The sequence below is a fragment of the uncultured Piscinibacter sp. genome, from assembly GCF_937952055.1.
Classification (GTDB): domain Bacteria; phylum Pseudomonadota; class Gammaproteobacteria; order Burkholderiales; family Burkholderiaceae_C; genus Piscinibacter.
In genome coordinates, this window is the sequence record NZ_CALFYO010000019.1 from 427,483 (window position 1) to 450,704 (window position 23,222).

Below are 23,222 nucleotides of genomic sequence, written 5' to 3' on the forward strand. Positions count from 1 at the left end.
GGGGAAGAAACGAGGGTTTTCACGGAGCTGCTGGACCCGCACTGAATCGGTTACCCCTCGTTGTGCACAGGCAACAGCGGCCGCGATTTCCCCCCTAAATCTTTGCAAGGGCCGAGGGGGTCTGGTGGAATACGCGCAACTTCCGCAAAGGGGGTTCGGCCTGATCTGCCTGCAAGGGCGCCAGTTGATCGGGACCTCTTGTTCAACCTAGGAGATAGTCGCAATGAAAAAATCTCTGCTCGCTCTCGCAGTTCTGGGCGCATTTGCCGGCACCGCTTCGGCTCAGTCGTCGGTGACCATCTATGGCGTGCTCGACATGAGCATCGCCAAGCGCAACGATTGCAGCCCCTGCGCCGTGAACCCCGGCTCGCCCAGCAGCGATGCCTGGACCATGCAGCAGTCGACCACCTCGCGCCTCGGCTTCCGCGGCAACGAGGACCTCGGCGGCGGCCTGTCGGCCCAGTTCCAGATCGAGCACCGCTTCAATCCGGACACCGGCGCGCAGAACCAGGCGCCGTTCTGGAACGGCCGCAGCTACGTCCAACTGACCAGCGCGGCAGCCGGCTCGGTCTACCTGGGCCGCGAGTACACCCCGGCGTTCTGGGTCCAATTGAAGTCTGACCCGTTCGGCAATGACGGCGTCGGCCAGACCGGCGTCGGCATCAACTGGGCCGGTTACTACACTCCCGATGGTGCTTCGGGCGTGACGACCGTTCCGCAGGCCAACTGGCCGGCTGGCGGCAGCGCCCGCACCTCGAACGTCATCGGCTACAAGACGCCCAGCCTGGGAGGCCTGACCGCCAACGTCGCCGTGAGCCTGTCGGAGACGACCGGCCAGGGCCGCAACACCGGCTTCAACGCCGAGTACACCGCCGGCCCGATCTACGCTGGTTTCGGCTACGAGAAGATCAACGACGGCACGGCCGACGGCAACGGCGTGATGAACTTCGCTGTGCACTACAACCTCGGCTTCGTGAAGCCGATCTTCTATTACGCCAAGTCGAAGGTCGGCAACGGCGACTTCAGCAACAGCGTCTTCCTGCTGGCCGCCAGCGCTCCGCTGGGCAACGGCACGCTGAAGTTCGGTTATTCGCGCATCAGCGTGGATGACGACCTGAACTTCGCCGAAGACAAGCACACCAAGATCGGTGTCGGCTACAACTACAACCTGAGCAAGCGCACCAACCTGTACTTCGACGTGGGCAGCGCCACGGGCCTGGCCTCCGGTACCGGTGTGGAGGGCGAGCGCAGCACGGCCTACGCCGTGGGCGTGCGTCACACGTTCTGATCGAGGCTCGCCTCGCGCGAGCTTGATTCGAACCGCCTTGAAAGGCCGCCCTCGGGCGGCCTTTTTCATGGAGGCATCGTCGCTCGAAAGTCCATGCATCGCAGTCTTGTCGCTCTGGCCGTGGCGTCGTTGGCGGCCTGCACGTCGGTGGTCGCGCCGACGCCGACTTTGCACCCGGGCGACCGGGGCCCCTGGGCCGCGTGGCAAGATCTCCGCCTGCCCGGGAAGCGAAGCACGGTCTATCGGACGCAGCGCGACGGCGACCGGATCGTCGTCCATGCCGAGGCCGACGGCTCGGCGAGCATGCTGCGGCGACAGGTGCGGATCGACGCGGCGCAACCCCTGCGGGTGCAGTTCTCCTGGCGTGTCGCGCGCCTGATCGAGCAGGCCGACCTCGGCGACGCCGACGCGTCGGACTCGCCCGCGCGACTCGTCTTCGCCTTCGACGGTGACCATGCGAGACTGTCGCAACGCAACCGCATGCTCTTCGAACTCGCCCAGGCGCTCACGGGCGAGTCGCCACCCTACGCCACGCTGATGTACGCCTGGGATCCGCGCGCGGTCGCCGGATCGGTGATCTCCGCGCCGCGCTCCGACCGTGTCCGCAAGATCGTGCTCGAGTCGGGGACCGCCCGCGTCGGACAGTGGTTGCACTACGAGCGCGACCTGCAGGCCGACTTCCGCCGTGCCTTCGGCGAAGACCCCGGCACCCTCATCGGCGTGGCCCTGATGACCGACGCGGACAACACCGCGAGCCGCTCCGCGGCGTCGTACGGCGAGGTACGCCTGATCGGCCGCGACGGCGCGCCGCTGTGAATCGGCGATGATCCGGGCATTCCCGCTTGGCGCGGGGCATGCAATTTGCTGAACTCCGCTGCCGGCGTCGCGCCGGTCCAGCCGTCCACGATACCTTCGCATGCTTGCCTTCATCCTGCGTCGACTGCTCCAGGCGGTCGTCGTCATGCTCGCGGTGGCCTTCATCGCCTTCATGCTGTTCCAGTACGTCGGCGACCCGGTGACCAACCTGCTCGGGCAGGACGCCACGCCGGAGCAGCGCACCCAGCTGCGTGCCGACCTGGGCCTGGACAAGCCCTTCCCGGTGCAGTTCGCGGCGTTCGTGGGCAATGCGCTGCAGGGCGAGTTCGGGCTGAGTCTGCGCCAGGGACGCAAGGTGTCGTCGCTCATCGCCGAGCGGCTGCCCGCGACGCTGGAACTGGCCCTGCTCGCCGCGCTGATCGCGTTGTTGGTCGGCATTCCGATGGGCGTCTATGCGGCGCTGCGCAGAGGGACCCTGCTGTCCCAGTTGATGATGACCCTCTCGCTCGTCGGCGTGTCGCTGCCGACCTTCCTCATCGGCATCCTGCTGATCCTCGTCTTCGCGGTGATCCTCAAGGTGCTGCCGAGCTTCGGTCGCGGCGACGTGGTCTCGCTCGGTCCCTGGACCACCGGCATGCTCACTGTCGACGGCTGGAAGCACCTGGTGCTGCCGGCGACCACCCTGGCCGTGTTCCAGCTCGCGCTGATCATGCGGCTGGTGCGAGCCGAGATGCTCGAGGTGCTGCGGACCGACTACATCAAGTTCGCGCGCGCGCGCGGCCTGCCCGACCGCGTCGTCTACTTCGGGCACGCGCTGAAGAACACTCTGGTGCCGGTGATCACCATCACCGGGCTGCAACTCGGCTCGCTGATCGCCTTCGCGATCATCACCGAGACGGTGTTCCAGTGGCCCGGCATGGGCCTGCTGTTCATCCAGGCGGTGCAATTCGCCGACATCCCGGTGATGGCCGCGTACCTTTGCCTGATCGCATTGATCTTCGTGCTCATCAACCTGATCGTCGACCTGCTGTACTTCGCCGTCGACCCGCGCCTGCGCCTCGCCTCGGGCACCGGAGCGCATTGATGGTCGCCGCCCACGCGAGCGCTGCCCACGGCGCCTACCAGCGCCTGTCCGCCTGGCATGGCGAGCTCACCGCCTTCCGGCGCGACCTGCATGCCCATCCCGAGCTCGGTTTCGAGGAGAAGCGCACCGCCTCGCGCGTGGTGGAGGCGCTGCGTGTGGCCGGCGTCGACGAGATCCACGAAGGCATCGGCCGCACCGGCGTGGTCGGCGTGGTGCGTGGCCGGCGCGGCACGTCGGGCCGCGAGGGACGTTCCATTGGCCTGCGCGCCGACATGGATGCGCTGCCTCTGGTGGAGGAGAACGACTTTGCCTGGCGTTCGGCGACGCGCGGCCTGATGCACGGCTGCGGCCACGACGGCCATACCACCATGCTCGTCGGCGCGGCGCGCTACCTCGCCGCAACGCGCGACTTCGACGGCACAGCGGTGCTGATCTTCCAGCCCGGCGAGGAGGGCTTCGCCGGAGCCAAGGCGATGATCGACGACGGCCTGTTCGAGCGCTTCCCGGTCGAATCCGTCTATGCGATGCACAACTGGCCGGCACTGCCGGCCGGCACGATCGGCGTGAACCCAGGGCCGATGATGGCGGCGGCCGACCGCATCGAGATCACCGTGCAGGGCCGCGGCGGCCACGGTGCCCATCCCTACCTGACCATCGACCCGGTGCTGGTGGCGGCGCACATCATCACCGCGGCGCAGAGCCTGGTGTCGCGCAACGTCAGCCCGATCGACAACGCGGTGGTCAGCCTGTGCTCGGTGCATGCCGGCGAACCGACCGCCTTCGCGGTGATCCCGCGCGAGGCGCGCATCGTCGGCACGGTGCGCACCTTCCGGCGCGAGGTGCAGGACATGATCGAGGAGCGGCTCGGCCGCCTCGTCGAGTCTGTCGCGCTCGGCTTCGGCGCCACGGCACGGCTCAAGTACATGCGCAGCTACCCGGCCACCATCAACTCCGAGCGTGAGGCAAAGTTCGCCGCCGACGTGGCGGCCGGCATCGTGGGCGAGCAGCACGTGGTGCGCGAGTTGCCGCCGAGCATGGGCGCCGAGGACTTCTCCTTCATGCTGCAGGTGAAGCCCGGCGCCTACCTGCGCCTCGGCCAGGGCGGCGAGGGCAGCTGCTTCCTGCACAACAGCCGATACGATTTCAACGACGATGTGCTGCCGCTTGGCGCCGCGCTGTTCGCCTCGCTGGTCGAGCGCGCGCTGCGGCCGGGCAAGCCCTGACGGACCACCCTGGAGACACCATGACACTGCGACAGACCCTCCTCGCCGCCGCACTCTCGCTCGCCTGCGGCGCGTCGCTCGCGGTCACGCTGCGCGTGGCCAACCAGGGTGACTCCAATTCGATGGATCCGCACTCCCTGAACGAGTCGCTGCAGCTGAGCTTCACCGGCAACGTCTACGAGCCGCTGGTGGGACGCGACAAGAAGCTCGGCCTCGCACCGGCACTGGCGACGAGCTGGAAACAGACCTCGCCGACGGTGTGGCGCTTCGAGCTGCGCAAGGGCGTGAGCTTCCACGGCGGCGAGAAGTTCACGGCCGACGACGTGGTGTTCAGCTTCAAGCGCGCGGCCGGTGACGGCTCCGACATGAAGGGCTACACCTCGTCGATCAAGGAGGTTCGCAAGATCGACGACTTCACCGTCGAGATCGAAACCACCTCCCCGTTCCCCATCCTGCCGGACGTGATCTCGCTCGTCTACATCATGAACAAGCAGTGGTGCGAGACGAACAAGGCCGAGAAGCCTGTGGACCGGCGCAAGGGCATCGAGAACGCGGCCTCCTTCCGCACCAACGGAACCGGCCCGTTCCGTACCAAGGAGCGGCAGCCCACCACGCGGACGGTGCTCGTGCGCAACTTCAGCTACTGGGGCAAGGTCGAGAGCAACGTCGACGAGGTGGTCTTCACGCCGATCGGCAACGATGCCACCCGCGTGGCCGCGCTGCTGTCGGGCGAGATCGACGTGATGGAGCCCGTGCCGCTGCAGGACGTCGAGCGCCTGAAGTCGAATGCCAACCTCAAGGTGATGCAGGGCCCGGAGCTGCGCACCATCTTCCTCGGCATGGATCAGAAGCGCGACGAACTGCTGTACTCCAGCGTGAAGGGCAAGAACCCGTTCAAGGACATCCGCGTGCGCCGCGCGTTCTACCAGGCGATCGACATCGAGACGATCCGCTCGCGCGTGATGCGCGGCGCCGCTACGCCCACCGGCGTGATGGTGGCGCCCGGCATCAAGGGCTTCGTGGCCGACCTGAACAAGCGGCCGCCCTTCGACGTCGAGGCGGCGAAGAAGCTGATGGCCGACGCCGGCTACCCGAACGGCTTCGAAGTGGGAATGAACTGCCCGAACGATCGCTACGTCAACGACGGAGAGATCTGCCAGGCGGTGGCGGCCAATCTCGCGCGCATCGGCGTGAAGGTGAACCTGCAGGCGGAGTCGAAGGCGACCTACTTCCCGAAGATCCTCAGCCGCAACACCAGCTTCTACATGCTCGGCTGGACGCCGGGCACCTACGACTCGCACAATGCGCTGTCCAACCTGATGGCGACGCCGACGGAGAAAGGCCAGGGCCTGTTCAACCTCGGTTCGTACAGCAACGCCAAGCTCGACGAGTTGACGTTGAAGATCCAGAGCGAGACCGACGAGGCCAAGCGCAATGCAATGATCGCCGAGGCCTTCAGACTGCATGCCGAGGACTTCGGCCACATCCCGCTGCACCAGCAGGCGCTGGCCTGGGCAATGAAGAAGAACGTCGACCTGGTGCAGCTGCCGGACAACTTCATGCCCTTCAAGTGGATCGTGGTGAAGTAAGCACGACGATCCATGCAAGGCGCCCTGCAGCGATTCTTCGACGGCGACGTCTGGCACAGCTTCCGCACCTCGCCGGTGGCGATGGTCGCCGCGGCGGTGGCCGCGCTGTGCCTGTTCTGCGCGGTCTTCGCGCCCTGGGTGGCGCCGCACGACCCGTTCGACCTCGCCTCGCTGGAGCTGGCCGACGCGCGCCTGCCGCCGGCCTGGTCCGCCGAGGGGCAGTCGAAGTACCTGCTGGGCACCGACGATCAGGGGCGCGACATTCTCTCCGCGCTGATGTACGGCGCGCGCATCTCGCTGTTCGTCGGCTTCGCCTCGGTGCTGATCGCAGTGGTAGCCGGCGTCTCGCTCGGTCTGCTCTCGGGTTTCGTTGGCGGGCGCATCGACGCCTTCATCATGCGGGTCTGCGACGTGATGCTGTCGTTCCCCGCCATCCTGATTGCGCTGCTGATCGACGGTGTGGGCCGGGCGCTGTTCCCCAACGCGCACGACACGCTCGCCTTCGCGGTGCTGATCCTCGCCATCGCCCTGTCGGGCTGGGTGAAGTTCGCACGGACCGTACGTGGCTCGACGATGGTCGAGCGCCACAAGGAGTACGTGCAGGCCGCGCGAGTCATCGGCGTGTCGAGGGGACGCATCATGCTGCGCCACGTTCTGCCCAACGTGATGGGCCCGGTGCTCGTGCTGGCGACGATCGACATCGGCCAGGCGATCCTGATCGAGGCGACGCTGTCCTTCCTGGGCGTCGGCGTGCCGCCGACGCAGCCCTCGCTGGGCACGCTGATCCGCGTGGGCAACGACTTCCTCTTCTCCGGCGAATGGTGGATCACCATCTTCCCGGGCATCGTGCTGGTGATGATCGCGCTGAGCGTCAACCTGCTCGGCGACTGGCTGCGCGATGCGCTGAACCCGAGACTGCGATGACACCGCCCTTCGCCGATCCGTCTCACCAAGGAGGTTCCCCCTCGGGAGGCGTCGGGGCCGACATGCCGTTGCTGGAGGTGAAGCACCTGCGTGTCGAGTTCCCGACGCGGCGCGGCGCCCTGCTCGCGCTCGACGACGTTTCCTTCGACATCGCGCCGGGCGAGGTGCTGGGCGTGGTCGGCGAATCGGGTGCGGGAAAGTCGCTGACCGGAGCGGCGATCATCGGCCTGCTCGAGCCGCCGGGGCGCATCGCCGGCGGCGAGATCCGCCTCGAGGGGCAGCGCATCGACAACCTGCCGCACGAGGCGATGCGCACGCTGCGCGGCCGGCGCATCGGCGCGATCTTCCAGGACCCGCTGACCTCGCTGAATCCGCTCTACACGGTGGGGCGCCAACTCGTCGAGACGATCCGTACGCACCTGCCGCTGTCGGAGAAGCAGGCACGTGAGCGTGCCATCGCGCTGCTCGCCGACACCGGCATCCCGGCGCCGCAGGCGCGCTTCGACCAGTATCCGCACCAGTTCTCTGGCGGCATGCGCCAACGCGTGGTGATCGCGCTCGCGCTGGCGGCCGAGCCCAAACTGATCGTCGCCGATGAACCCACCACGGCGCTGGACGTGTCGATCCAGGCGCAGATCATCGCGCTGCTCAAGCGAGTGTGCCGCGAGCATGGCGCGGCCGTGATGCTGGTCACCCACGACATGGGCGTGATCGCCGAGACCTGCGACCGGGTGGCGGTGATGTACGCCGGGCGCATCGTCGAGATCGGGCCGGTGGGAGACGTCATCCACCGTCCGGCACATCCCTACACGATGGGCCTGATGGGCTCGATCCCGGCGATGGACGAGGAGCGCGAGCGGCTGCTTCAGATCGACGGTGCGATGCCGCGTCTGAATGCCATTCCGGCCGGATGCGCCTTCCATCCGCGCTGCCCGCAGGCCTTCGATCGCTGCCGCACGACGCGGCCGGACCTGCTCGCCGCCGGCGCCACGCGTGCTGCCTGCTGGCTGCTCGACTCAGCCAAGGGGCCGGCTGCATGAAGACGAATCTCGTCGAGGTGCAGGACCTTGCCAGGACTTTCGAGGTGTCGGCGCCGTGGCTCAATCGCGTGATCGAGCGCAAGCCCCGCCAGTTCGTGCATGCGGTCGACGGGGTGAGCTTCGACATCGCGCGGGGCCGCACGCTGGCTCTCGTCGGCGAGTCGGGTTGCGGCAAGAGCACGGTGGCGCGCCTGCTCGTCGGTCTGTACGGGCCGACGCGCGGCACCGTGCGTTTCGACGGCCAGGACACCCGTGCCGTGTTCGCTTCCGCCGGTGCACGTGCGCTGCATCGGCGCATGCAGATGATCTTCCAGGATCCGTTCGCCAGCCTGAATCCTCGCTGGAGGGTGCTGGACATCGTCGCCGAGCCACTGCGCGAGCACGCCTTGGTGCAGGGCGGGGCGGCGATCGAGGCCCGCGTGGGCGAGTTGCTGCAGTCGGTCGGACTGGCCGCCGCCGACGCGCAGAAGTTTCCCCATCAGTTCTCCGGCGGCCAGCGCCAGCGCATCTCCATCGCACGCGCCCTGGCCACGCAGCCGGAGTTCCTCGTCTGCGACGAGCCGACCTCGGCGCTGGACGTGTCGGTGCAGGCCCAGGTGCTCAACATCATGAAGGACCTGCAGCAGCGGCGGGGTCTGACCTACCTCTTCATCTCGCACAACCTCGCGGTGGTGCGCCACGTCGCCGACGAGGTGGGCGTGATGTACCTCGGCAGGCTGGTCGAGGTGGCACCCAAGGCCGATCTGTTCGCGCGACCGCGGCATCCCTACACGCGCATGCTGCTCGACGCGATCCCCGACATCCGCATGAGCGGCCGTGCGCGCACGCCGGTGCAGGGCGAGGTTCCGAACCCGCTGAGCCCGCCGAGCGGGTGCTCGTTCCACCCGCGCTGCCCCCATGCGAACGAGCGATGCCGCGGCGAGCGACCGCAACAGCTGATGCTGCACGGCATCCGCATCGCCTGCCACGCGGTCGAGGAAGGCCGTCTCTGAGCGCCGTGCCTCAGCGCGGCAGCAGGTGCTCGCCGCGGAACAGGTCGGCTGCGGTCTCGCGCTCGCGGATCAGCCAGGCCTGGCTGCCCGACACCATCACCTCGGCGGCGCGGCCCCGCGTGTTGTAGTTGCTGGCCATGCTCATGCCGTAGGCGCCGGCGGAGAGCACGGCGAGGATGTCGCCCTGCCTGACGGCGAGGCTGCGGTCGCGGCCCAGCCAGTCGCCCGACTCGCACACCGGGCCGACCACGTCCATCACCACTGGCGTGTCGTCGCGCAGGGTGCACGCCGCCATGCCCATCCATGCCTCGTACATGGCCGGGCGCATCAGGTCGTTCATAGCCGCATCGACGATGCAGAAGTTCTTTTCGCCGCCCGGCTTGAGATAGAGCACGCTTGCCAGCAGCACCCCGGCGTTGCCGACCAGCGAGCGGCCCGGCTCGAGCAGGACCTTGCGGTGGCCGTGTCCGCGCGCGTCGATGCGCGCCAGCAGCGCCTTCACCAGCGCTTCCGCCGCCGGGGGGCGTTCATCGGTGTAGGTGATGCCCAGGCCGCCGCCGAGGTCGAGGTGGCGCAGGTGCAGGCCCTCGGCCTCCACCGCCTCGACGAGGTCGAGCACACGGTCCAGCGCATCGAGGTAGGGGCCGGCCTCGGTGATCTGGGAGCCGATGTGGCAGTCGATGCCCACCACCTCGATGGCCGGCAGCGTTGCCGCATGGCGGTAGATCGCTACGGCACGGTCGTGAGCGACGCCGAACTTGTTGCCCTTGAGACCCGTCGAGATGTAGGGATGCGTCTTCGGGTCGACGTCGGGGTTGACGCGCAGGCTGATGCGCGCGGTGCGCCCCGCCTGCCGCGCCACCTGCGACAGAAGCTCGAGTTCGCTCTCGCTCTCGACATTGAAGCAGGCCACGCCGGCCTCGAGCGCCTGAGCCATCTCGGCGCGCGTCTTGCCAACGCCGGAGAACACCACCCGCGAGGCGTCGCCGCCGGCGGCGAGCACGCGCGCCAGCTCGCCACCCGAGACGATGTCGAAGCCGCAGCCGGCCTGGGCGAAGGTCTGCAGCACCGCGAGGTTGCTGTTCGCCTTCATCGCGTAGCAGATCAGATGGTCGCGTCCGGCAAGGGCGCGCTGGTAGCCCGCCAGCGAGTCGAGCATGGCCGAGCGCGAGTAGGCGTATAGAGGCGTGCCGAATCGCTGCCCGAGGTCGGCGAGAGCGCAGTCCTCGAGATACAGGTTGCGGCCGCGGTAGGCGACGTGGGGCGAGCCGGGCAGCGTCATTTCGCCGCCGCTGCCGAGGCCGCGGGGGCCGGCTGGGGCGCGATCAGCGGCCCTTTCTGACCACAGGCCGCGAGTCCGGCGAGCACGACGGCCGCCGCGATGACCACGAGGCCGCGATGGCGTCGCGTCGGGTGACGCACGCGCGTCGCCGATACACTAGTGTTGCACTGCCGCATGCACGGATTCTATCGACCATGACCATGCCCTTCGAGCCCACGCCGCTGAGCGACGGCGAGTACCACACGATCACCTCCGCCGTGCTCGCGCGCATCGAGGCCACGGTCGACCGGTGGCTGCAGGACGACGTCGTGGACATCGACACGCAGCGCACCGGCGGCCTGCTCGAACTGGGTTTCCCGAACGGCAGCAAGATCGTCATCAACACCCAGCCGCCGCTGCACGAATTGTGGATGGCGGCGCGCCAGGGCGGCTATCACTACAAGTACGCGCAGGGCGAGTGGCGCGATACGCGCGACGGGAGGGACTTCTTCGACGCGCTGTCGACCTGCGCGAGCGAACAGGCCGGCAGGTCATTGCGCTTCGAGCCGCCATTCAGCGCTTGAAGAGATCGAGGATACCTTTGCGCTCTTCCTCGACCACCGCCGGGTCGATCGGTGGAGGCGCCTCCAGGCCCAGGGTGGTGACGCCGGTGCCGTCGGCGTACTCGGCGTAGTACCACTCGCCGCCGACGTTCACCACGCCAGGAGGGGGCACCGGTTCGGATACCGGCACGCCCTTGAGCACCACGTTCATGTAGTCGATCCAGATCGGTAGCGACAGCCCGCCGCCGGTCTCGCGGTCGCCGAGCTTGCGCGGCGTGTCGTAGCCCATCCAGACCACGGCGACCACGTTCTGCTGCCAGCCGGCGAACCATGCGTCGTTCGAGTCGTTCGTCGTGCCGGTCTTGCCGTAGACGTCGGGCCGGCGCAGCCGCGCCTGCGCGCTGGCGGCGGTGCCGGAGCGAGTCACCTCCTGCAGCAGGCTGGTCATCACGAAGGCGTTGCGCGCATCGAGCGTGCGCGCCGATTCGTCCAGTACCGCCGGCCTGGGCTCGTTGAGCACCCGACCCCTGCTGTCGGTGATGCGGCTGATCAGGTGCGGGGTGATGAGGTAGCCGCCGTTGGCGAACACGCTGTAGGCCGTGGCCATCTGCAGCGGTGTGGCCGAGCCGGCCCCGAGTGCCATGGTGAGAAAGGCCGGGTGCCTGTCGGCCTCGAAGCCGAAGCGGGTCACCCAGTCTTGCGCGAACTGCGGTGTGATCGCCTGAAGAATGCGGATCGAGACCATGTTCTTCGACTTGGCCAGGCCACGGCGCATCGACATCGGGCCGTCGAACTGACCGTCGTAGTTCTTCGGCTCCCAGGGCTGGCTGCCGGTCACGTCGGCGTCGAAGAACAGTTCGGCGTCATTGATCACCGTCGCGGGCGTGAAGCCCTTCTCCAGCGCGGCAGAATAAATGAAGGGCTTGAAGCTCGAGCCCGGCTGGCGCCAGGCCTGGGTGACGTGGTTGAAGCTGCTCTTCGAGAAGTCGAAGCCGCCGACCATCGTGCGGATCGATCCGGTGCGCGGGTCCAGTGACACGAAGGCGCCCTCCACCTCGGGCTGCTGCGTGATGCTCCAATTGCCCTTGGCGTCGCGGATCACGCGGATCACGGCGCCGCGCCGGATCGCGGTCTTCGGATTGCCTTTCGCGACCAGCCCGGACGTGGCAGGCCGCAGTCCTTCGCCGGTCACGGCGATCTCGTCGCCCGACTGCAGTACCGCCACCACCTTCTTCGGACTGGCTTCCAGCACCACGGCGGCCTTCAGTTCGTCGTTGTCCGGGTGGTCCTGCAGTGCCTCGGCAATGCGCGCGTCCAGGTCCTTCGGATTGGCCGGCAGATCGACGTAAGCCTCGGGGCCGCGATACACCTGCCGGCGCTCGTAGTCCATGATGCCCTTGCGCAATGCCCGGTAGGCGACCGCCTGCTCCGCGGAGTCGATCGTCAGGTAGACCTCCAGACCGCGCGTGTAGGCGTCTGCGCCGTACTGGCTGAAGATCAACTGGCGGGCCGCTTCGGCGACGTGCTCGGCATGCAGCGGCACCTCGCTCTGGGTCCTGTAATGCAGCGTCTCGGACTTGGCGGCGGCGTGCTGCTCTGCGCTGATGAAGCCGTTTTCCAGCATGCGGTCGATGATGTACTGCTGTCGCTCGGTGGCCCGCTTGGGATTGACGATCGGGTTGTAGGCCGAGGGAGCCTTGGGCAGGCCGGCCAGCATGGCGGCCTCGGCGATGGTGATGTCCTTCAGCGGCTTGCCGAAGTAGATCTCGCTGGCTGCCGCGAAGCCGTAGGCGCGCTGGCCGAGGTAGATCTGATTCATGTAGACCTCGAGGATCTGCTCCTTGCTGAGCAGGCTCTCGATCTTCAGCGCCAGCAGCACCTCGTAGATCTTGCGCGTGAAGGTCTTCTCGGTAGACAGATAGAAGTTGCGCGCCACCTGCATCGTGATGGTCGACGCGCCTTGACTGCGCGCCTCGCTCAACTGGGCCAGGCCAGCTCGAAGCACACCCTTGTAGTCGACGCCGCTGTGTTCGTAGAAGCGCGCGTCCTCGATGGCCAGCACGGCGTGCTGCATCACCTTCGGGATGGCGGCGATCGGCGCGAAGCTGCGCCGCTCCTCGCCGAATTCGCCGATCAGCACCTCGTCGGCCGAATAGATGCGCATCGGCAGCTTCGGGCGGTAGTCGGTCAGGCTGCTGATCTCGGGCAGGTTCGGATAGGCCACCGCCAGTGCGATGGCGATCAGCATCAGCCCGGACATCACTGCCGCGGCCGCCAGTGCCGCCAGTACAAGCATGGCCCTCACCGGCCACCCCGCCCAGCCGGGCAGCTTCGAGGGCCTGTCGTCTCGGGACGCGGGGGCGCTCTCAGCAGGGCGCTCTGAATCGCTCATGGGTCTCCATCGAAGCCGAAGCGCATTATAGAAAGGGGTGGATGCATCAATTTGTCACGGTCCGAAGGTCTCGGAGCTGGCGGTCGATATGGCGGAAGGGCAGTGTTGAAAAGTGCTTACAAGGGCGTTGCCGCCAGTGTGAGTTTTGCAACGAGCAGCGGGGATGCCGAGGGCATTTTTCTTTGTTGCACAAAGGCTTTACTGCTAGCATTGAAGTAACTTATTAACAGTCCGGCGCGTCGTTCGCAGCGCTGGGAGGGAAAGGCGTCGTGAGCTTCCTAGACACCTTGCTGGGCCGAAAGCATGCGCCGATGATCGGACTGGATATCAGTTCGTCGAGCGTGAAATTGGTCGAACTCGGCCAGACCGCAAACGGCGAATACGTGCTCGAGCGATTCGCCGCCGAAAGCTTTGAGAAGGGCTGGATCACGGACGGTCAGATCGAGAAGTTCGACGAGGTCGCCGAGGCCGTCAAGCGTGTGGTCGCGAAGAGCGGCACCAAGACGCGCCAGGTCGTGATGGCGATGCCGCAGTCTGCGGTGATCACCAAGAAGATCATGCTTCCCGCCGGTCTGCGCGAGGAAGAGCTTGAACTGCAGGTCGAGTCCGAGGCCAACCAGTACATCCCGTTCTCGCTCGACGAAGTGAGTCTGGACTTCTGTGTGGTCGGGCCGAGCCTGACTTCGGTCGGGGACGTCGAGGTGCTGATTGCGGCCTCGCGCAAGGACCGCGTGCAGGACCGCCAGGGGTTGGCCGAGGCCGCAGGGCTCAAGCCGGTGGTGTTGGACATCGAGTCTCACGCCTCTCGCCTGGCGATGGGTCGTGTCATCGCCGGCCTGCCCAGCGAGGGCAAGGACGCGCTGGTCGCGCTGTTCGAGATCGGCGCGGACACCACGAGCCTGAAGGTGCTGCGCGACGACGAGATGCTCTACGACCGGGACCAGGCCTTCGGCGGCTCGCAGCTCACGCAGCTGATCTCGCGGCAGTACGGCTTCTCGTTCGAGGAGGCCGAGCAGAAGAAGCTTGCCGCGGACCTGCCCGAGGATTATGAGAGCTCGCTGCTCGCGCCCTTCGTGGACAGCCTGTCGCAGGAAATCGGCCGCGCGCTGCAGTACTTCTTCACCAGCACGCCGCACCACAAGGTCCATTACGTGATGCTCGCCGGCGGCACCGCGACGCTGCCGGGGCTGAAGGACCGCGTCACCGAACTCACCGGCTTTGCCTCGATGGTGGTGAATCCGTTCGAGAACATGAAGCTCGGCTCGGCCGTGCGCGAGAGCAAGCTGCGCCGCGAGGCGCCGTCCTACCTGACCGCCTGCGGCCTGGCGATGCGGAGGTTCCTGCAGTGATCCTGATCAACCTTCTTCCCCACCGGGAAGAAAAGCGCCAGCGCAGGAAGATTGCCTTCTTCGCCGGCCTGGGCGTTGCGGCGGCGGCGGGCTTGGCCGTGGTCGGCCTGTGGTACCTCGTCGTGCAGCAACTCACGTCGGCCCAGCAGGCACGCAACGACTTCCTCACCGCCGAGATCAGGAAGCTGGAGGTGCAGATCAAGGACATCGCCACGCTGCGCGCCGAGATCGAGTCGTTGAAGGCGCGCCAGAAGGCCGTGGAGGACCTGCAGCTCGACCGCAACGTCCCGGTCCACCTGCTGAACGAACTCGTCAAGCAGACCCCCGAAGGCATCTACTTCAAGTCCATCAAGCAGGATGGGCAGGGACTGACCGTGGCCGGCATCGCTCAGACCCAGGAGCGGATTTCCGAGCTGCTGCGCAACACCGCCTACAGCTCGGAGTGGCTGGTCAAGCCCGAGCTGGTCGAGAGCAAGTCCACCACGGCGCAGGGTGCGAACAAGGAGCAGCGCAAGCTGTTCGAGTTCGCCATGCGCCTGTCGGTGAAGCGGCCGCAGGACGCGGCTTCGGCTCCTGCGGGCGCGTCGGCGCCTGCAGGTGGGGCTTCGGCAGCGGCTCCGGCGGCGGCTGCATCGCTGCCGGCAGCGACACCCAAGAAGGCGTGAGGATGTCATGGCAGTCAAGCGAGGCATGAACGTCGACCTGAACTCGGTGTTCGAAGGCGCCGCGTCGCAGTTCCGCGGCCTGAATCCGAATGAGCCCGGGCAATGGCCAGTGCTTCCCAAGCTCATGACCTGGGGTGGTCTGGCCCTGGTGATGGTGGTGCTGGGCTGGTTCTTCCTGCTGTCCGATGCACACGATGGACTCGAGGCGGAACGCAACAAGGAAGCGAGCCTGAAGAGCGACTACCGCAACAAGCTGGCGCAGGCTGTCAACCTGGGCGAGTTGCGCAAGCAGAAGCTGCAGGTCGAGGAATACGTGACGCAGCTCGAGAAGCAGCTTCCCGGCAAGGCCGAGATGGATGCGCTGCTTTCCGACATCAACCAGGCAGGCATCGGGCGCGGGCTGCAGTTCGAACTGTTCCGACCCGGAAACGTGATCATCAGAGACTATTACGCTGAACTGCCGATCGCGATCAAGGTGTCCGGTCGCTATCACGACATCGGGGCGTTTGCGGCGGACATCGCCAACCTCTCGCGCATCGTCACCCTGCACAACCTCAACATCGCGGCCGCATCGAAGACCAGCGACGGCGCCCTCGGCATGGACGCCACGGCGCGGACCTACCGCTACCTGGATCCGGCCGAGATCGAGACCATGAAGGCCGAGAAGGCCAAGGCGGCCAAGGGAGCGCGGCCCGGCGCGGCGGGGGCGAAGAAATGAGGGTCATGACGATGGGCATTCTGCGTCCGGCGCTCCCGGTCCTCGCGCTGGCGTTGCTCGCCGGTTGCGCCGCGGAGCAGGAAGAACTGACGCAGTGGATGGAGCAGCAGCGGCGCGAAGTCAAGCCGAACGTGACGCCGCTGACCCCACCGAAGAAGTTCGTGCCCCAGGCCTACACGGCCATCGGCGGTGTCGAGCCCTTCAGCGCGCAGAAGCTCACCGTGGCGCTCAAGCAGGAAGCGCGTCAGCCCAACTCGCTGCTCGCGGCGGAGATCAATCGGCGCAAAGAGCCGCTGGAAGCCTACCCGCTGGACAGCATGCGCATGGTCGGCAGCGTGACTCGCAGTGGCAGGCCCTATGCCCTGCTCAAGGTGGACAACCTGCTCTACCAGGTCAAGCAAGGCGACTACATCGGCCAGAACTACGGAAAGATCACCGGCATTTCGGAGACGGACGTGACGCTCCGGGAAATCGTCCAGGACGCAGCAGGCGAGTGGATCGAGCGCGCCAGCGCCCTCCAACTCCAGGAGACGGCGCGATGAAGAGCAACCAGGAGAATCGGATCATGAGCATGTGGCGCGTTCGCGCACTGGCACTCGTATTGGGCATCGGCGCGCCGCTGGCGGGCTGGGCCCAGAACGCCATCCAGTCGATCAACAGCACGCAGCAGGGCACGGCCGAAGTGGTTCGCATCGAACTGAGCGAGCCCCTGACGGCGATCCCTGCCGGCTTCACGATCCAGACTCCGCCGCGCATCGCCATCGATCTGCCGGGTGTCGCGAACGCGCTCGGGCGGAACTCCGTCGAGATCAACCAGGGCAACCTGCGCAGCGTCAACGTTGCCCAGGCCGGCGAACGTACCCGCCTGGTCCTGAACCTGAAGCAGGCCACCAACTACAAGGCACAGCTGCAGGGCAAGGCCCTGGTGCTGGTGCTCGACACATCGCCTGCGCAGGCGGCGCAGCCGACGCAGTCCGGCGAGCCCGTGCGATTCGCGGAAAGTCTCAACCGCGAACAGCTGGCCCTCAAGGACATCGACTTCCGCCGCGGCACCGACGGTGCCGGGCGCGTGGTCGTCGAGTTGGCGAACAATCAGGTCGGTGTCGACATCCGCCAGCAAGGGCAGAGCCTGGTGGTCGAGTTCCTGCGCTCGACGCTGCCGGAAAACCTGCGCAAGCGCTTCGACGTCACGGACTTCGGCACGCCGGTGCAGTCGATCACCACCGCGCAGCAGGGCGACCGCGTGCGCATGACGGTGAACCCGCGTGGCAACTGGGAGCACAGCGCCTACCAGAGCGACAACCAGTTCGTGCTGGAGGTGCGTCCGCAGAAGGTCGACCCGAACAAGCTGACCCAGGGCCCGGGCTACGCGGGCGAGAAGCTTTCGCTGAACTTCCAGAACATCGAAGTTCGCGCCCTGCTGCAGGTGATCGCCGACTTCACCAACTTCAACGTCGTGACCAGCGACACCGTGACCGGCAACGTGACCTTGCGGTTGAAGGACGTGCCCTGGGACCAGGCGCTGGACATCATCCTTCAGGCCAAGGGCCTGGGCCTGCGCAAGTCGGGCAATGTCATCTGGATCGCGCCCAAGGACGAACTCGCCGCCAAAGAGAAGGTCGAGCTGGAGTCGAAGGCACAGGTTGCCCAGCTGGAGCCGCTGCGCACGCAGTCGTTCCAGCTGAACTATGCGAAGGCGGAAGAGGTGGCCAAGGGCCTCAGTGGCCAGGGGCAGGGCGGCGGAGGCAGCTCCGGCATGAAGATCCTCTCGCCGCGCGGCAGCGTGATCTTCGAGACGCGCACCAACCAGATCTTCGTCAGCGACATCCCCTCGAAGCTCGAGGAGATCCAGATGCTGATCAGCAAGATCGATGTGCCCGTGCGCCAAGTGCTCATCGAAGCACGCATCGTGATCGCCGACGACAGCTTCGGCAGTTCGCTGGGCGTCAAGCTCGGCGCCGTCGATCTGCGCGGTGTGCGCGGCGGCCTGCCGGGCTACCGCGTGTCCGGCGACACCCGAGTGTCGGTCGGCGGCAACCTCAACGCCGTGGGCGGCCAGACGCTTCAGACCGACCAGCTCAACTTCAGCGACACCACTTTCGTCTCGCTGCCGGCCATTGGGCAGGGCGGCTACAACCCTGCCACGTTCGCGCTGTCGCTGTTCGGCGCCTCGTCGAATCGCTTCCTGAATCTGGAGATCTCCGCGCTCGAGGCCGACGGCAAGGGCAAGGTGGTGTCGAGCCCGCGGGTCGTCACCGCCGACCAGCAGAAGGCGCTGATCGAACAAGGCACCGAACTGCCGTATCAGACGGCGACTTCCAGCGGTGCGACGGCGCTGCAGTTCCGCAAGGCCAACCTCAAGCTCGAGGTCACGCCCCAGATCACGCCGGAGGGCAGTGTGATCCTCGACGTCGACGTCAACAAGGACAGCGTCGGCCAGGCCACGGCGGCCGGTTTCGCGATCGACACCAAGCACGTGAAGACGCAGGTGCTGGTGGAGAACGGCGGCACTGTCGTGATCGGCGGCATCTTCGAGCAGACCGACCGCACCGACGTGTCGAAGGTGCCGTTCCTCGGCGACGTGCCGGTACTCGGCCACCTGTTCAAGACGACCACCAAGTCTTCCGAGCGCACCGAACTGCTGATCTTCCTCACGCCCAAGGTCGTGACTGACCGCACCGGCGCCCTTTGACGGGCGCCCACCGAGACATCTTTGCAAGAGAGCGAGCAATCGTGATGAAACTGGCCAAGGCGATCTGGATCCTTTTGTGCGCGTTCGCGCTTGCGTCCTGTGGCGGAAGCGGCGACGCGGGGGACTCGCCGTTCACGCCGGGTGACGGAACCGGTACGGTTCAGGTAGGGGATGTCGTGCTGACGCTGTCGAGCGCGCTGCTTGCCAACACGGGATCCGAGACTTCGTCGGTCACCGTCACCGTCCTCGACGGCTCGCGCAACGTGATCGCAGCCGTCCCGGTCACGATCACGGCGGACTCCGACGCCGTGCTGCAGGTGAGCGCGGCGGAGACGGACGACACGGGCAACATCACGGCGACCCTGTCGATCGGCGCCAATCGTGCCAACCGCGTCATCACGGTGACGGCCTCGGCGGGCGGCGTCACCCGCACTGCAAACGTTCAGGTGTTCGGCGCGAAGATCCAGGCGACGGTGTCGCCGGCGCTGCTCGATCCGTCGGAGGCCGGCGTCGTCCGCTACACCGCCGTGGATAATGCCGGCAACCCGATGCCCGGGCAGCAGGTGCAGATTACTGCGGCAGGAATGGATCCGGCCTCGGCATCCGGCGTCACCGACGCCAGCGGCGAGTTCGTCTTCAACTACACGGCGCCCGCCACGCCCGGCGACTACACGATCAGTGCAACGGTGGCGGGAGCCACCGATGTGCAGACCATTCAGGTTCAGATAGCAGGTGTGGTGCCGGTGGTCACGACCACGATCGACTCCGGATCCGTGCGGGTCAGCCCGAGTGTCGTGGCCGTCAACCTGCCAGGCAGCCAGTCGAACCGAGCCGAGGTGCGCGCATTGTTCGTTGGTCCGGACAACCAGCCGATCAAGAACGTTCGTGTCCGCTTCGACCTCGCCGGTGATCCGCTCAATGTCGGCGGGTCGTTCACGGTCGGCAGTGCGCCGGACATCCTGTACAGCAATGCCGACGGCGTCGTCACGACCTTCTACGTCCCTGGCACGCGTTCAAGCCCGACGGACGGAGTCACGATTCGAGCCTGCTACGGCGTGAGCGAATCGGATCCCAACCTCCTCAACTGCACCACGTTCGCCACCCAGACTTTGACGGTCAGCTCCGACCCGCTCAGTGTGACGATCGGTACGAACGGCCTGGTCACAGTGGGAGACCTGACCTACACGAAGCGCTTCAACATCGTGGTTGTCGATGCCGCAGGCAATGTGGTGCCTGACGTCAGTCTGGTGGCATCGGTCGATCTCCCCTCCTACCGCAAGGGGGGCTATACCCTCGCCGGCGCCTGGGTTCAGAGTCTGCAGGCGATCTGTCCGAACGAGGACCTCAACCGCAATGGCGTGCTGGAGGCCGGGGAGGATGCCAATGGCGACGGCATTCTCTGGCCCCGCAAGGCGGACGTGAGCATCCGGCTGCTGTCCCAGAAGACCGATGCGGCCGGCAGTGCGATTCTGGAAGTGACGTACAACCAGGACCATGGCACTTGGGTGGACGCGCTGATCACGGTCGCCGCCTCAGGAATCGCCGGCACGGAGGGCCGGGCCTCCTACCTCCTCTCGCCCGTCCCCGTGGATGCGGCGTCGGCTGCCAATACCAGCGCGTCTCCGGCGTATCGGCTCAGTCCGTATGGGGTGTCCAACGACTGCGCAAGTCCCAACTGAAGCTTGTCCAGAGCGATCGCCCTCATCGGCATGCCCGGCGGTGGCAAGTCCACCGTCGGTCGACAACTGGCCCGCCGACTTGGCTGGGCCTTTGTCGATTCCGATGCGCTGATCGAGCAGCGCATCGGCGGTTCGATCCGCAGCTTCTTCGATCGTGAGGGCGAGGAGCGGTTTCGCGACATCGAGCAGGCAACGATCGACGAACTGACCCGCGAGCCGGAGCCCCGCGTCATCGCCACCGGCGGCGGGGTCTGCCTGCGCGAGGCCAATCGGCAGGCACTGAACTCGCGCTGCACCGTCGTCTACTTGCGCTCGACGCCCGACGAACTGCACCGTCGGCTGCGCCACGACACCCAGCGCCCCCTGCTGCAGGTGGCTGATCCGCTGACGAAGCTGCGGGAGCTGTTCGCGAAGAGAGATCCGCTCTACCGCGCATGCAGCCACTTCGTCATCGAAACCGGACGACCGTCGGTGCCGACGCTCGTCAACATGATCCTGATGCAGCTCGAGCTGGCCGGCATCGTCGCTCCCCACCTGGCCGAGTCGCCGGTGGACCCGCGGCCGAAGCGCTGAGTCAGGGGATCGGCGCTGCGCGCCGTACACTCGCCGCATGAGTCTCTTCGCTCCGGAGCGCGTCCGCATCGAGCTGGCGGAGCGCAGCTACGACATCCTCATCGGCTCTGGTCTGCTCGGCGATCGGGCCAGCTACGACGGCCTGCCGCTCGGCGCCGACGCGATGATCGTCACCAACACGACGATCGCGCCCTTGTATGCCGAGCGCCTGCGAGCGATGCTGGCGGACAGGTATCGACACGTGCACGTCGTCGAACTGCCCGACGGCGAGAACCACAAGGACTGGACGACACTCAACCGGATCTTCGACGCCTTGCTCGGCGCGGGCTGCGACCGCAAGACGGTGCTGTTTGCCCTCGGCGGCGGTGTGATCGGTGACATGACCGGCTTCGCGGCCGCGAGCTACATGCGCGGCGTGCCGTTCGTGCAGGTCCCGACGACGCTGCTCGCGCAGGTGGACTCCTCGGTTGGCGGCAAGACGGCCATCAACCATCCGCTGGGCAAGAACATGATCGGCGCCTTCTACCAGCCCGTGCGTGTGATTGCCGACCTGGAGACACTGGCCAGCCTGCCCAAGCGCGAGATTGCAGCCGGGCTGGCCGAGGTCATCAAGTACGGGCCAATTGCCGACGACGACTTCCTGGCCTGGATCGAGGCGCATGCGGACGACTTGCTCGCCCTCGATCGTGCGGCGCTCGCGCATGCCGTCAGGCGCTCCTGCGAGATCAAGGCGGATGTCGTGGCGCAGGATGAACGCGAGTCGGGCCTTCGCGCCATTCTCAACTTCGGCCACACCTTCGGCCACGCCATCGAGGCCGGGTTGGGCTATGGCGAATGGCTGCATGGCGAGGCGGTGGGCTGCGGCATGGTGATGGCGGCCGACCTGTCGCGCCGACTGGGTCTGATCGACACGTCGTACGCGCAGCGGATCCGCCGCCTGGTCGAGCGCTGCGGTCTGCCCGTGCGCGGGCCCGGTCTCGGAGCTGACCGCTACCTCGAACTGATGCGAGTGGACAAGAAGTCCGAAGGCGGCGAGATCCGCTTCGTCGTCATCGAAGTGCCGGGCCGCGCTGGCGTGCGCGCGGCGCCCGATGCGATGGTGCGCGAGGTGCTCCAGTCGAACTGCGCGTGAGCGCGGACGAGATGACGTTCCCCTACGCCAGCCGCCCGGCGCTGACGCGTGGCCGACGTCACCCGGAGACGCCGTCGCCGCCGCGCGATGACTTCCAGCGCGATCGAGATCGCATCGTGCACTGCACGGCGTTCCGCCGACTCGTCTACAAGACTCAGGTCTTCCTGAACCACGAAGGCGACCTGTTCCGCACCCGCCTCACGCACTCCCTCGAGGTGGCGCAACTGGGGCGCTCGATCGGGCGAGCCCTCGGCCTCAACGAAGACCTGATCGAAGCCATCGCCCTGGCCCATGACCTCGGGCACACGCCCTTCGGCCACGCGGGCCAGGACGCGCTGCACGCCTGCATGGTCGCCCACGACCCTCACGGCGGGGGCTTCGAGCACAACTTCCAGAGCCTGCGCGTCGTCGACCGGCTCGAGGAGCGCTATGCCGCCTTCGACGGCTTGAACCTCACGTTCGAGACGCGCGAAGGAATCCTCAAGCATTGCAGCCGGCGCAATGCCGAGTGGCTGCTGTCCCATGACCCGACCGGGGTGGGCCGACGCTTCGTCGAGCGCAGCCAGCCGAGCCTCGAGGCCCAGCTGTGCAACCTCGCCGACGAGATCGCCTACAACGCGCACGACATCGACGACGGCGTGCGCTCCGGCCTGCTCTCGCTCGATCAGCTCGAGGACCTGACGCTGATCCGTCGCTTCCTCCAGGAGGTGCGCCGCACCCACCCTGCGTTGACGGGCCGGCGCGTGCTCTTCGAGACCTTGCGCCGGGTGCTCTCGCAGCAGGTCCACGATGTTGTCGACACGACGCGGGAAGCGCTCGTGCGTCGGGGTGTGGCGTCTGCCGACCAGGCACGCGAATTGCCACCGCTGGTCAGGTTCGGCGATGAGATGCGTCAGCTGACTGACGAGGTGCAGCGCTTCCTGCGCGTCAATCTCTACCGCCATCCGCAAGTGGTGGCCACCACCGGGCTGGCCCGCGACGTGCTGCGCGAACTGTTCGAGCTGTATGTCGCTGACCCGCGGCAGGTGCAGAGCCAGCGGCCTGGGGGCCGCAGCCTGCCCAGGACGGTGGCCGACTACATCGCCGGCATGACCGACCGGTTCGCGCTCCAAGAGCATCTACGGTTGACCGGCCGCCACCTGGAATGGCCGGCGCGGCCGCGCGCAACGGACTGAGCACCGACGGCGCCCCCCCGAAAAAGAAGCCCCGGCCGGAGCCGGGGCGGATGACCGAAGTCCGGGT

General features: G+C 66.9%; 21 protein-coding genes. 18 read left to right on the forward strand and 3 right to left on the reverse strand.

The genetic code is table 11. The features are described 5' to 3' along the window. The first annotated feature begins 223 nt into the window (after positions 1 to 223). From Q0599_RS09490 to Q0599_RS09525, 8 genes are all read left to right on the forward strand, one after another. Positions 224 to 1,288, forward strand: a complete 1,065-nt coding sequence (locus tag Q0599_RS09490) for a porin (RefSeq protein ID WP_298828788.1) — start codon at positions 224 to 226, stop codon at positions 1,286 to 1,288. 93 nt (positions 1,289 to 1,381) lie between these two features. Next, positions 1,382 to 2,104: a DUF3047 domain-containing protein gene (locus Q0599_RS09495; RefSeq protein WP_298828791.1), complete on the forward strand. Its 723-nt coding sequence runs from the start codon at positions 1,382 to 1,384 to the stop codon at positions 2,102 to 2,104. A 100-nt stretch (positions 2,105 to 2,204) separates the two neighbouring features. Then, complete coding sequence (locus tag Q0599_RS09500) at positions 2,205 to 3,188, forward strand: ABC transporter permease (RefSeq protein ID WP_298828794.1); 984 nt, start codon at positions 2,205 to 2,207, stop codon at positions 3,186 to 3,188. Further along, complete coding sequence (locus tag Q0599_RS09505; protein WP_298828797.1) at positions 3,188 to 4,411, forward strand: M20 aminoacylase family protein; 1,224 nt, start codon at positions 3,188 to 3,190, stop codon at positions 4,409 to 4,411. Before Q0599_RS09500 ends, Q0599_RS09505 begins: the two co-directional genes overlap by 1 nt. Before the next feature lie 20 nt (positions 4,412 to 4,431). Beyond that, the gene (locus tag Q0599_RS09510) at positions 4,432 to 6,000 is read left to right on the forward strand and encodes an ABC transporter substrate-binding protein (protein ID WP_298828800.1); all 1,569 of its coding nucleotides are present in this window, start codon (positions 4,432 to 4,434) and stop codon (positions 5,998 to 6,000) included. 12 nt (positions 6,001 to 6,012) lie between these two features. Next, positions 6,013 to 6,924 carry an ABC transporter permease gene (locus Q0599_RS09515; RefSeq protein WP_298828803.1) on the forward strand — a complete coding sequence of 304 codons (912 nt, stop codon included), beginning with the start codon at positions 6,013 to 6,015 and terminating at the stop codon, positions 6,922 to 6,924. Positions 6,925 to 6,986: 62 nt separating this feature from the next. Beyond that, on the forward strand, positions 6,987 to 7,964 hold the full coding sequence (locus tag Q0599_RS09520) for an ABC transporter ATP-binding protein (protein WP_298828805.1): 978 nt from the start codon (positions 6,987 to 6,989) through the stop codon (positions 7,962 to 7,964). Continuing rightward, a complete protein-coding gene (locus tag Q0599_RS09525; protein ID WP_298828807.1) occupies positions 7,961 to 8,956 on the forward strand; it encodes an ABC transporter ATP-binding protein in 996 nt (331 codons plus the stop codon). Before Q0599_RS09520 ends, Q0599_RS09525 begins: the two co-directional genes overlap by 4 nt. A gap of 10 nt (positions 8,957 to 8,966) precedes the next feature. Here the strand turns inward: Q0599_RS09525 and lysA are convergent, their stop codons facing one another. Together lysA and Q0599_RS09535 are read right to left on the reverse strand one after the other, a co-directional pair. Next, entirely contained in the window at positions 8,967 to 10,238 is a 1,272-nt protein-coding gene (lysA, locus tag Q0599_RS09530) for a diaminopimelate decarboxylase (RefSeq protein WP_298828810.1), read from the reverse strand. Then, on the reverse strand, positions 10,235 to 10,414 hold the full coding sequence (locus Q0599_RS09535) for a lipoprotein (RefSeq protein ID WP_298828813.1): 180 nt from the start codon (positions 10,412 to 10,414) through the stop codon (positions 10,235 to 10,237). Before Q0599_RS09535 ends, lysA begins: the two co-directional genes overlap by 4 nt. 24 nt (positions 10,415 to 10,438) lie before the next feature. On the opposite strand from Q0599_RS09535, the gene cyaY reads away from it, so the two are divergent. Next, positions 10,439 to 10,801 (forward strand): iron donor protein CyaY, encoded by a 363-nt coding sequence (cyaY, locus tag Q0599_RS09540; RefSeq protein WP_298828816.1) that lies wholly within the window; start codon positions 10,439 to 10,441, stop codon positions 10,799 to 10,801. Here cyaY and Q0599_RS09545 read toward each other — a convergent pair. Then, positions 10,791 to 13,076: a penicillin-binding protein 1A gene (locus Q0599_RS09545; RefSeq protein WP_298828819.1), complete on the reverse strand. Its 2,286-nt coding sequence runs from the start codon at positions 13,074 to 13,076 to the stop codon at positions 10,791 to 10,793. The genes cyaY and Q0599_RS09545 overlap by 11 nt on opposite strands. Before the next feature lie 365 nt (positions 13,077 to 13,441). Between Q0599_RS09545 and Q0599_RS09550 the strand changes: the two genes are divergently transcribed. The 9 genes from Q0599_RS09550 to Q0599_RS09590 are packed head-to-tail and all read left to right on the forward strand — an operon-like array spanning position 13,442 to position 23,155. Further along, positions 13,442 to 14,521, forward strand: coding sequence for a pilus assembly protein PilM (locus Q0599_RS09550; protein ID WP_298828821.1), 1,080 nt, complete (start codon positions 13,442 to 13,444; stop codon positions 14,519 to 14,521). Continuing rightward, positions 14,518 to 15,186 (forward strand): PilN domain-containing protein, encoded by a 669-nt coding sequence (locus Q0599_RS09555; RefSeq protein ID WP_298828824.1) that lies wholly within the window; start codon positions 14,518 to 14,520, stop codon positions 15,184 to 15,186. The genes Q0599_RS09550 and Q0599_RS09555 overlap by 4 nt, the downstream gene beginning before the upstream one ends. A gap of 7 nt (positions 15,187 to 15,193) precedes the next feature. Further along, the gene (locus Q0599_RS09560) at positions 15,194 to 15,904 is read left to right on the forward strand and encodes a type 4a pilus biogenesis protein PilO (RefSeq protein WP_298828827.1); all 711 of its coding nucleotides are present in this window, start codon (positions 15,194 to 15,196) and stop codon (positions 15,902 to 15,904) included. Positions 15,905 to 15,909: 5 nt separating this feature from the next. After that, positions 15,910 to 16,446 (forward strand): pilus assembly protein PilP, encoded by a 537-nt coding sequence (locus Q0599_RS09565; protein WP_298828830.1) that lies wholly within the window; start codon positions 15,910 to 15,912, stop codon positions 16,444 to 16,446. 29 nt (positions 16,447 to 16,475) lie between these two features. Beyond that, positions 16,476 to 18,596, forward strand: a complete 2,121-nt coding sequence (gene pilQ / locus Q0599_RS09570) for a type IV pilus secretin PilQ (RefSeq protein WP_298829331.1) — start codon at positions 16,476 to 16,478, stop codon at positions 18,594 to 18,596. Positions 18,597 to 18,640: 44 nt separating this feature from the next. Then, the gene (locus Q0599_RS09575; RefSeq protein WP_298828833.1) at positions 18,641 to 20,275 is read left to right on the forward strand and encodes an Ig-like domain-containing protein; all 1,635 of its coding nucleotides are present in this window, start codon (positions 18,641 to 18,643) and stop codon (positions 20,273 to 20,275) included. Positions 20,276 to 20,278: 3 nt separating this feature from the next. Then, positions 20,279 to 20,848: a shikimate kinase gene (locus Q0599_RS09580; protein ID WP_298828836.1), complete on the forward strand. Its 570-nt coding sequence runs from the start codon at positions 20,279 to 20,281 to the stop codon at positions 20,846 to 20,848. A 37-nt stretch (positions 20,849 to 20,885) separates the two neighbouring features. Then, positions 20,886 to 21,980: a 3-dehydroquinate synthase gene (gene aroB, locus Q0599_RS09585; RefSeq protein ID WP_298828837.1), complete on the forward strand. Its 1,095-nt coding sequence runs from the start codon at positions 20,886 to 20,888 to the stop codon at positions 21,978 to 21,980. Between the two features lie 11 nt (positions 21,981 to 21,991). Continuing rightward, complete coding sequence (locus Q0599_RS09590; protein WP_298829332.1) at positions 21,992 to 23,155, forward strand: deoxyguanosinetriphosphate triphosphohydrolase; 1,164 nt, start codon at positions 21,992 to 21,994, stop codon at positions 23,153 to 23,155. Positions 23,156 to 23,222 lie beyond the last annotated feature (67 nt).

Bases quoted from the DNA above. Each gene is read 5' to 3' on its own strand.
- Q0599_RS09520 (WP_298828805.1), top strand. From the start codon at position 6,987: ATGCCGTTGCTGGAGGTGAAGCACCTGCGTGTCGAGTTCCCGACGCGG.
- Q0599_RS09495 (WP_298828791.1), top strand. From the start codon at position 1,382: ATGCATCGCAGTCTTGTCGCTCTGGCCGTGGCGTCGTTGGCGGCCTGC.
- Q0599_RS09525 (WP_298828807.1), top strand. From the start codon at position 7,961: ATGAAGACGAATCTCGTCGAGGTGCAGGACCTTGCCAGGACTTTCGAG.
- lysA (WP_298828810.1), bottom strand. From the start codon at position 10,238: ATGACGCTGCCCGGCTCGCCCCACGTCGCCTACCGCGGCCGCAACCTG.
- Q0599_RS09560 (WP_298828827.1), top strand. From the start codon at position 15,194: ATGGCAGTCAAGCGAGGCATGAACGTCGACCTGAACTCGGTGTTCGAA.
- Q0599_RS09500 (WP_298828794.1), top strand. From the start codon at position 2,205: ATGCTTGCCTTCATCCTGCGTCGACTGCTCCAGGCGGTCGTCGTCATG.
- pilQ (WP_298829331.1), top strand. From the start codon at position 16,476: ATGTGGCGCGTTCGCGCACTGGCACTCGTATTGGGCATCGGCGCGCCG.
- Q0599_RS09535 (WP_298828813.1), bottom strand. From the start codon at position 10,414: ATGCGGCAGTGCAACACTAGTGTATCGGCGACGCGCGTGCGTCACCCG.
- cyaY (WP_298828816.1), top strand. From the start codon at position 10,439: ATGCCCTTCGAGCCCACGCCGCTGAGCGACGGCGAGTACCACACGATC.
- Q0599_RS09510 (WP_298828800.1), top strand. From the start codon at position 4,432: ATGACACTGCGACAGACCCTCCTCGCCGCCGCACTCTCGCTCGCCTGC.
- aroB (WP_298828837.1), top strand. From the start codon at position 20,886: ATGAGTCTCTTCGCTCCGGAGCGCGTCCGCATCGAGCTGGCGGAGCGC.
- Q0599_RS09545 (WP_298828819.1), bottom strand. From the start codon at position 13,076: ATGCTTGTACTGGCGGCACTGGCGGCCGCGGCAGTGATGTCCGGGCTG.
- Q0599_RS09565 (WP_298828830.1), top strand. From the start codon at position 15,910: ATGACGATGGGCATTCTGCGTCCGGCGCTCCCGGTCCTCGCGCTGGCG.
- Q0599_RS09505 (WP_298828797.1), top strand. From the start codon at position 3,188: ATGGTCGCCGCCCACGCGAGCGCTGCCCACGGCGCCTACCAGCGCCTG.
- Q0599_RS09515 (WP_298828803.1), top strand. From the start codon at position 6,013: ATGCAAGGCGCCCTGCAGCGATTCTTCGACGGCGACGTCTGGCACAGC.
- Q0599_RS09575 (WP_298828833.1), top strand. From the start codon at position 18,641: ATGAAACTGGCCAAGGCGATCTGGATCCTTTTGTGCGCGTTCGCGCTT.
- Q0599_RS09590 (WP_298829332.1), top strand. From the start codon at position 21,992: ATGACGTTCCCCTACGCCAGCCGCCCGGCGCTGACGCGTGGCCGACGT.
- Q0599_RS09490 (WP_298828788.1), top strand. From the start codon at position 224: ATGAAAAAATCTCTGCTCGCTCTCGCAGTTCTGGGCGCATTTGCCGGC.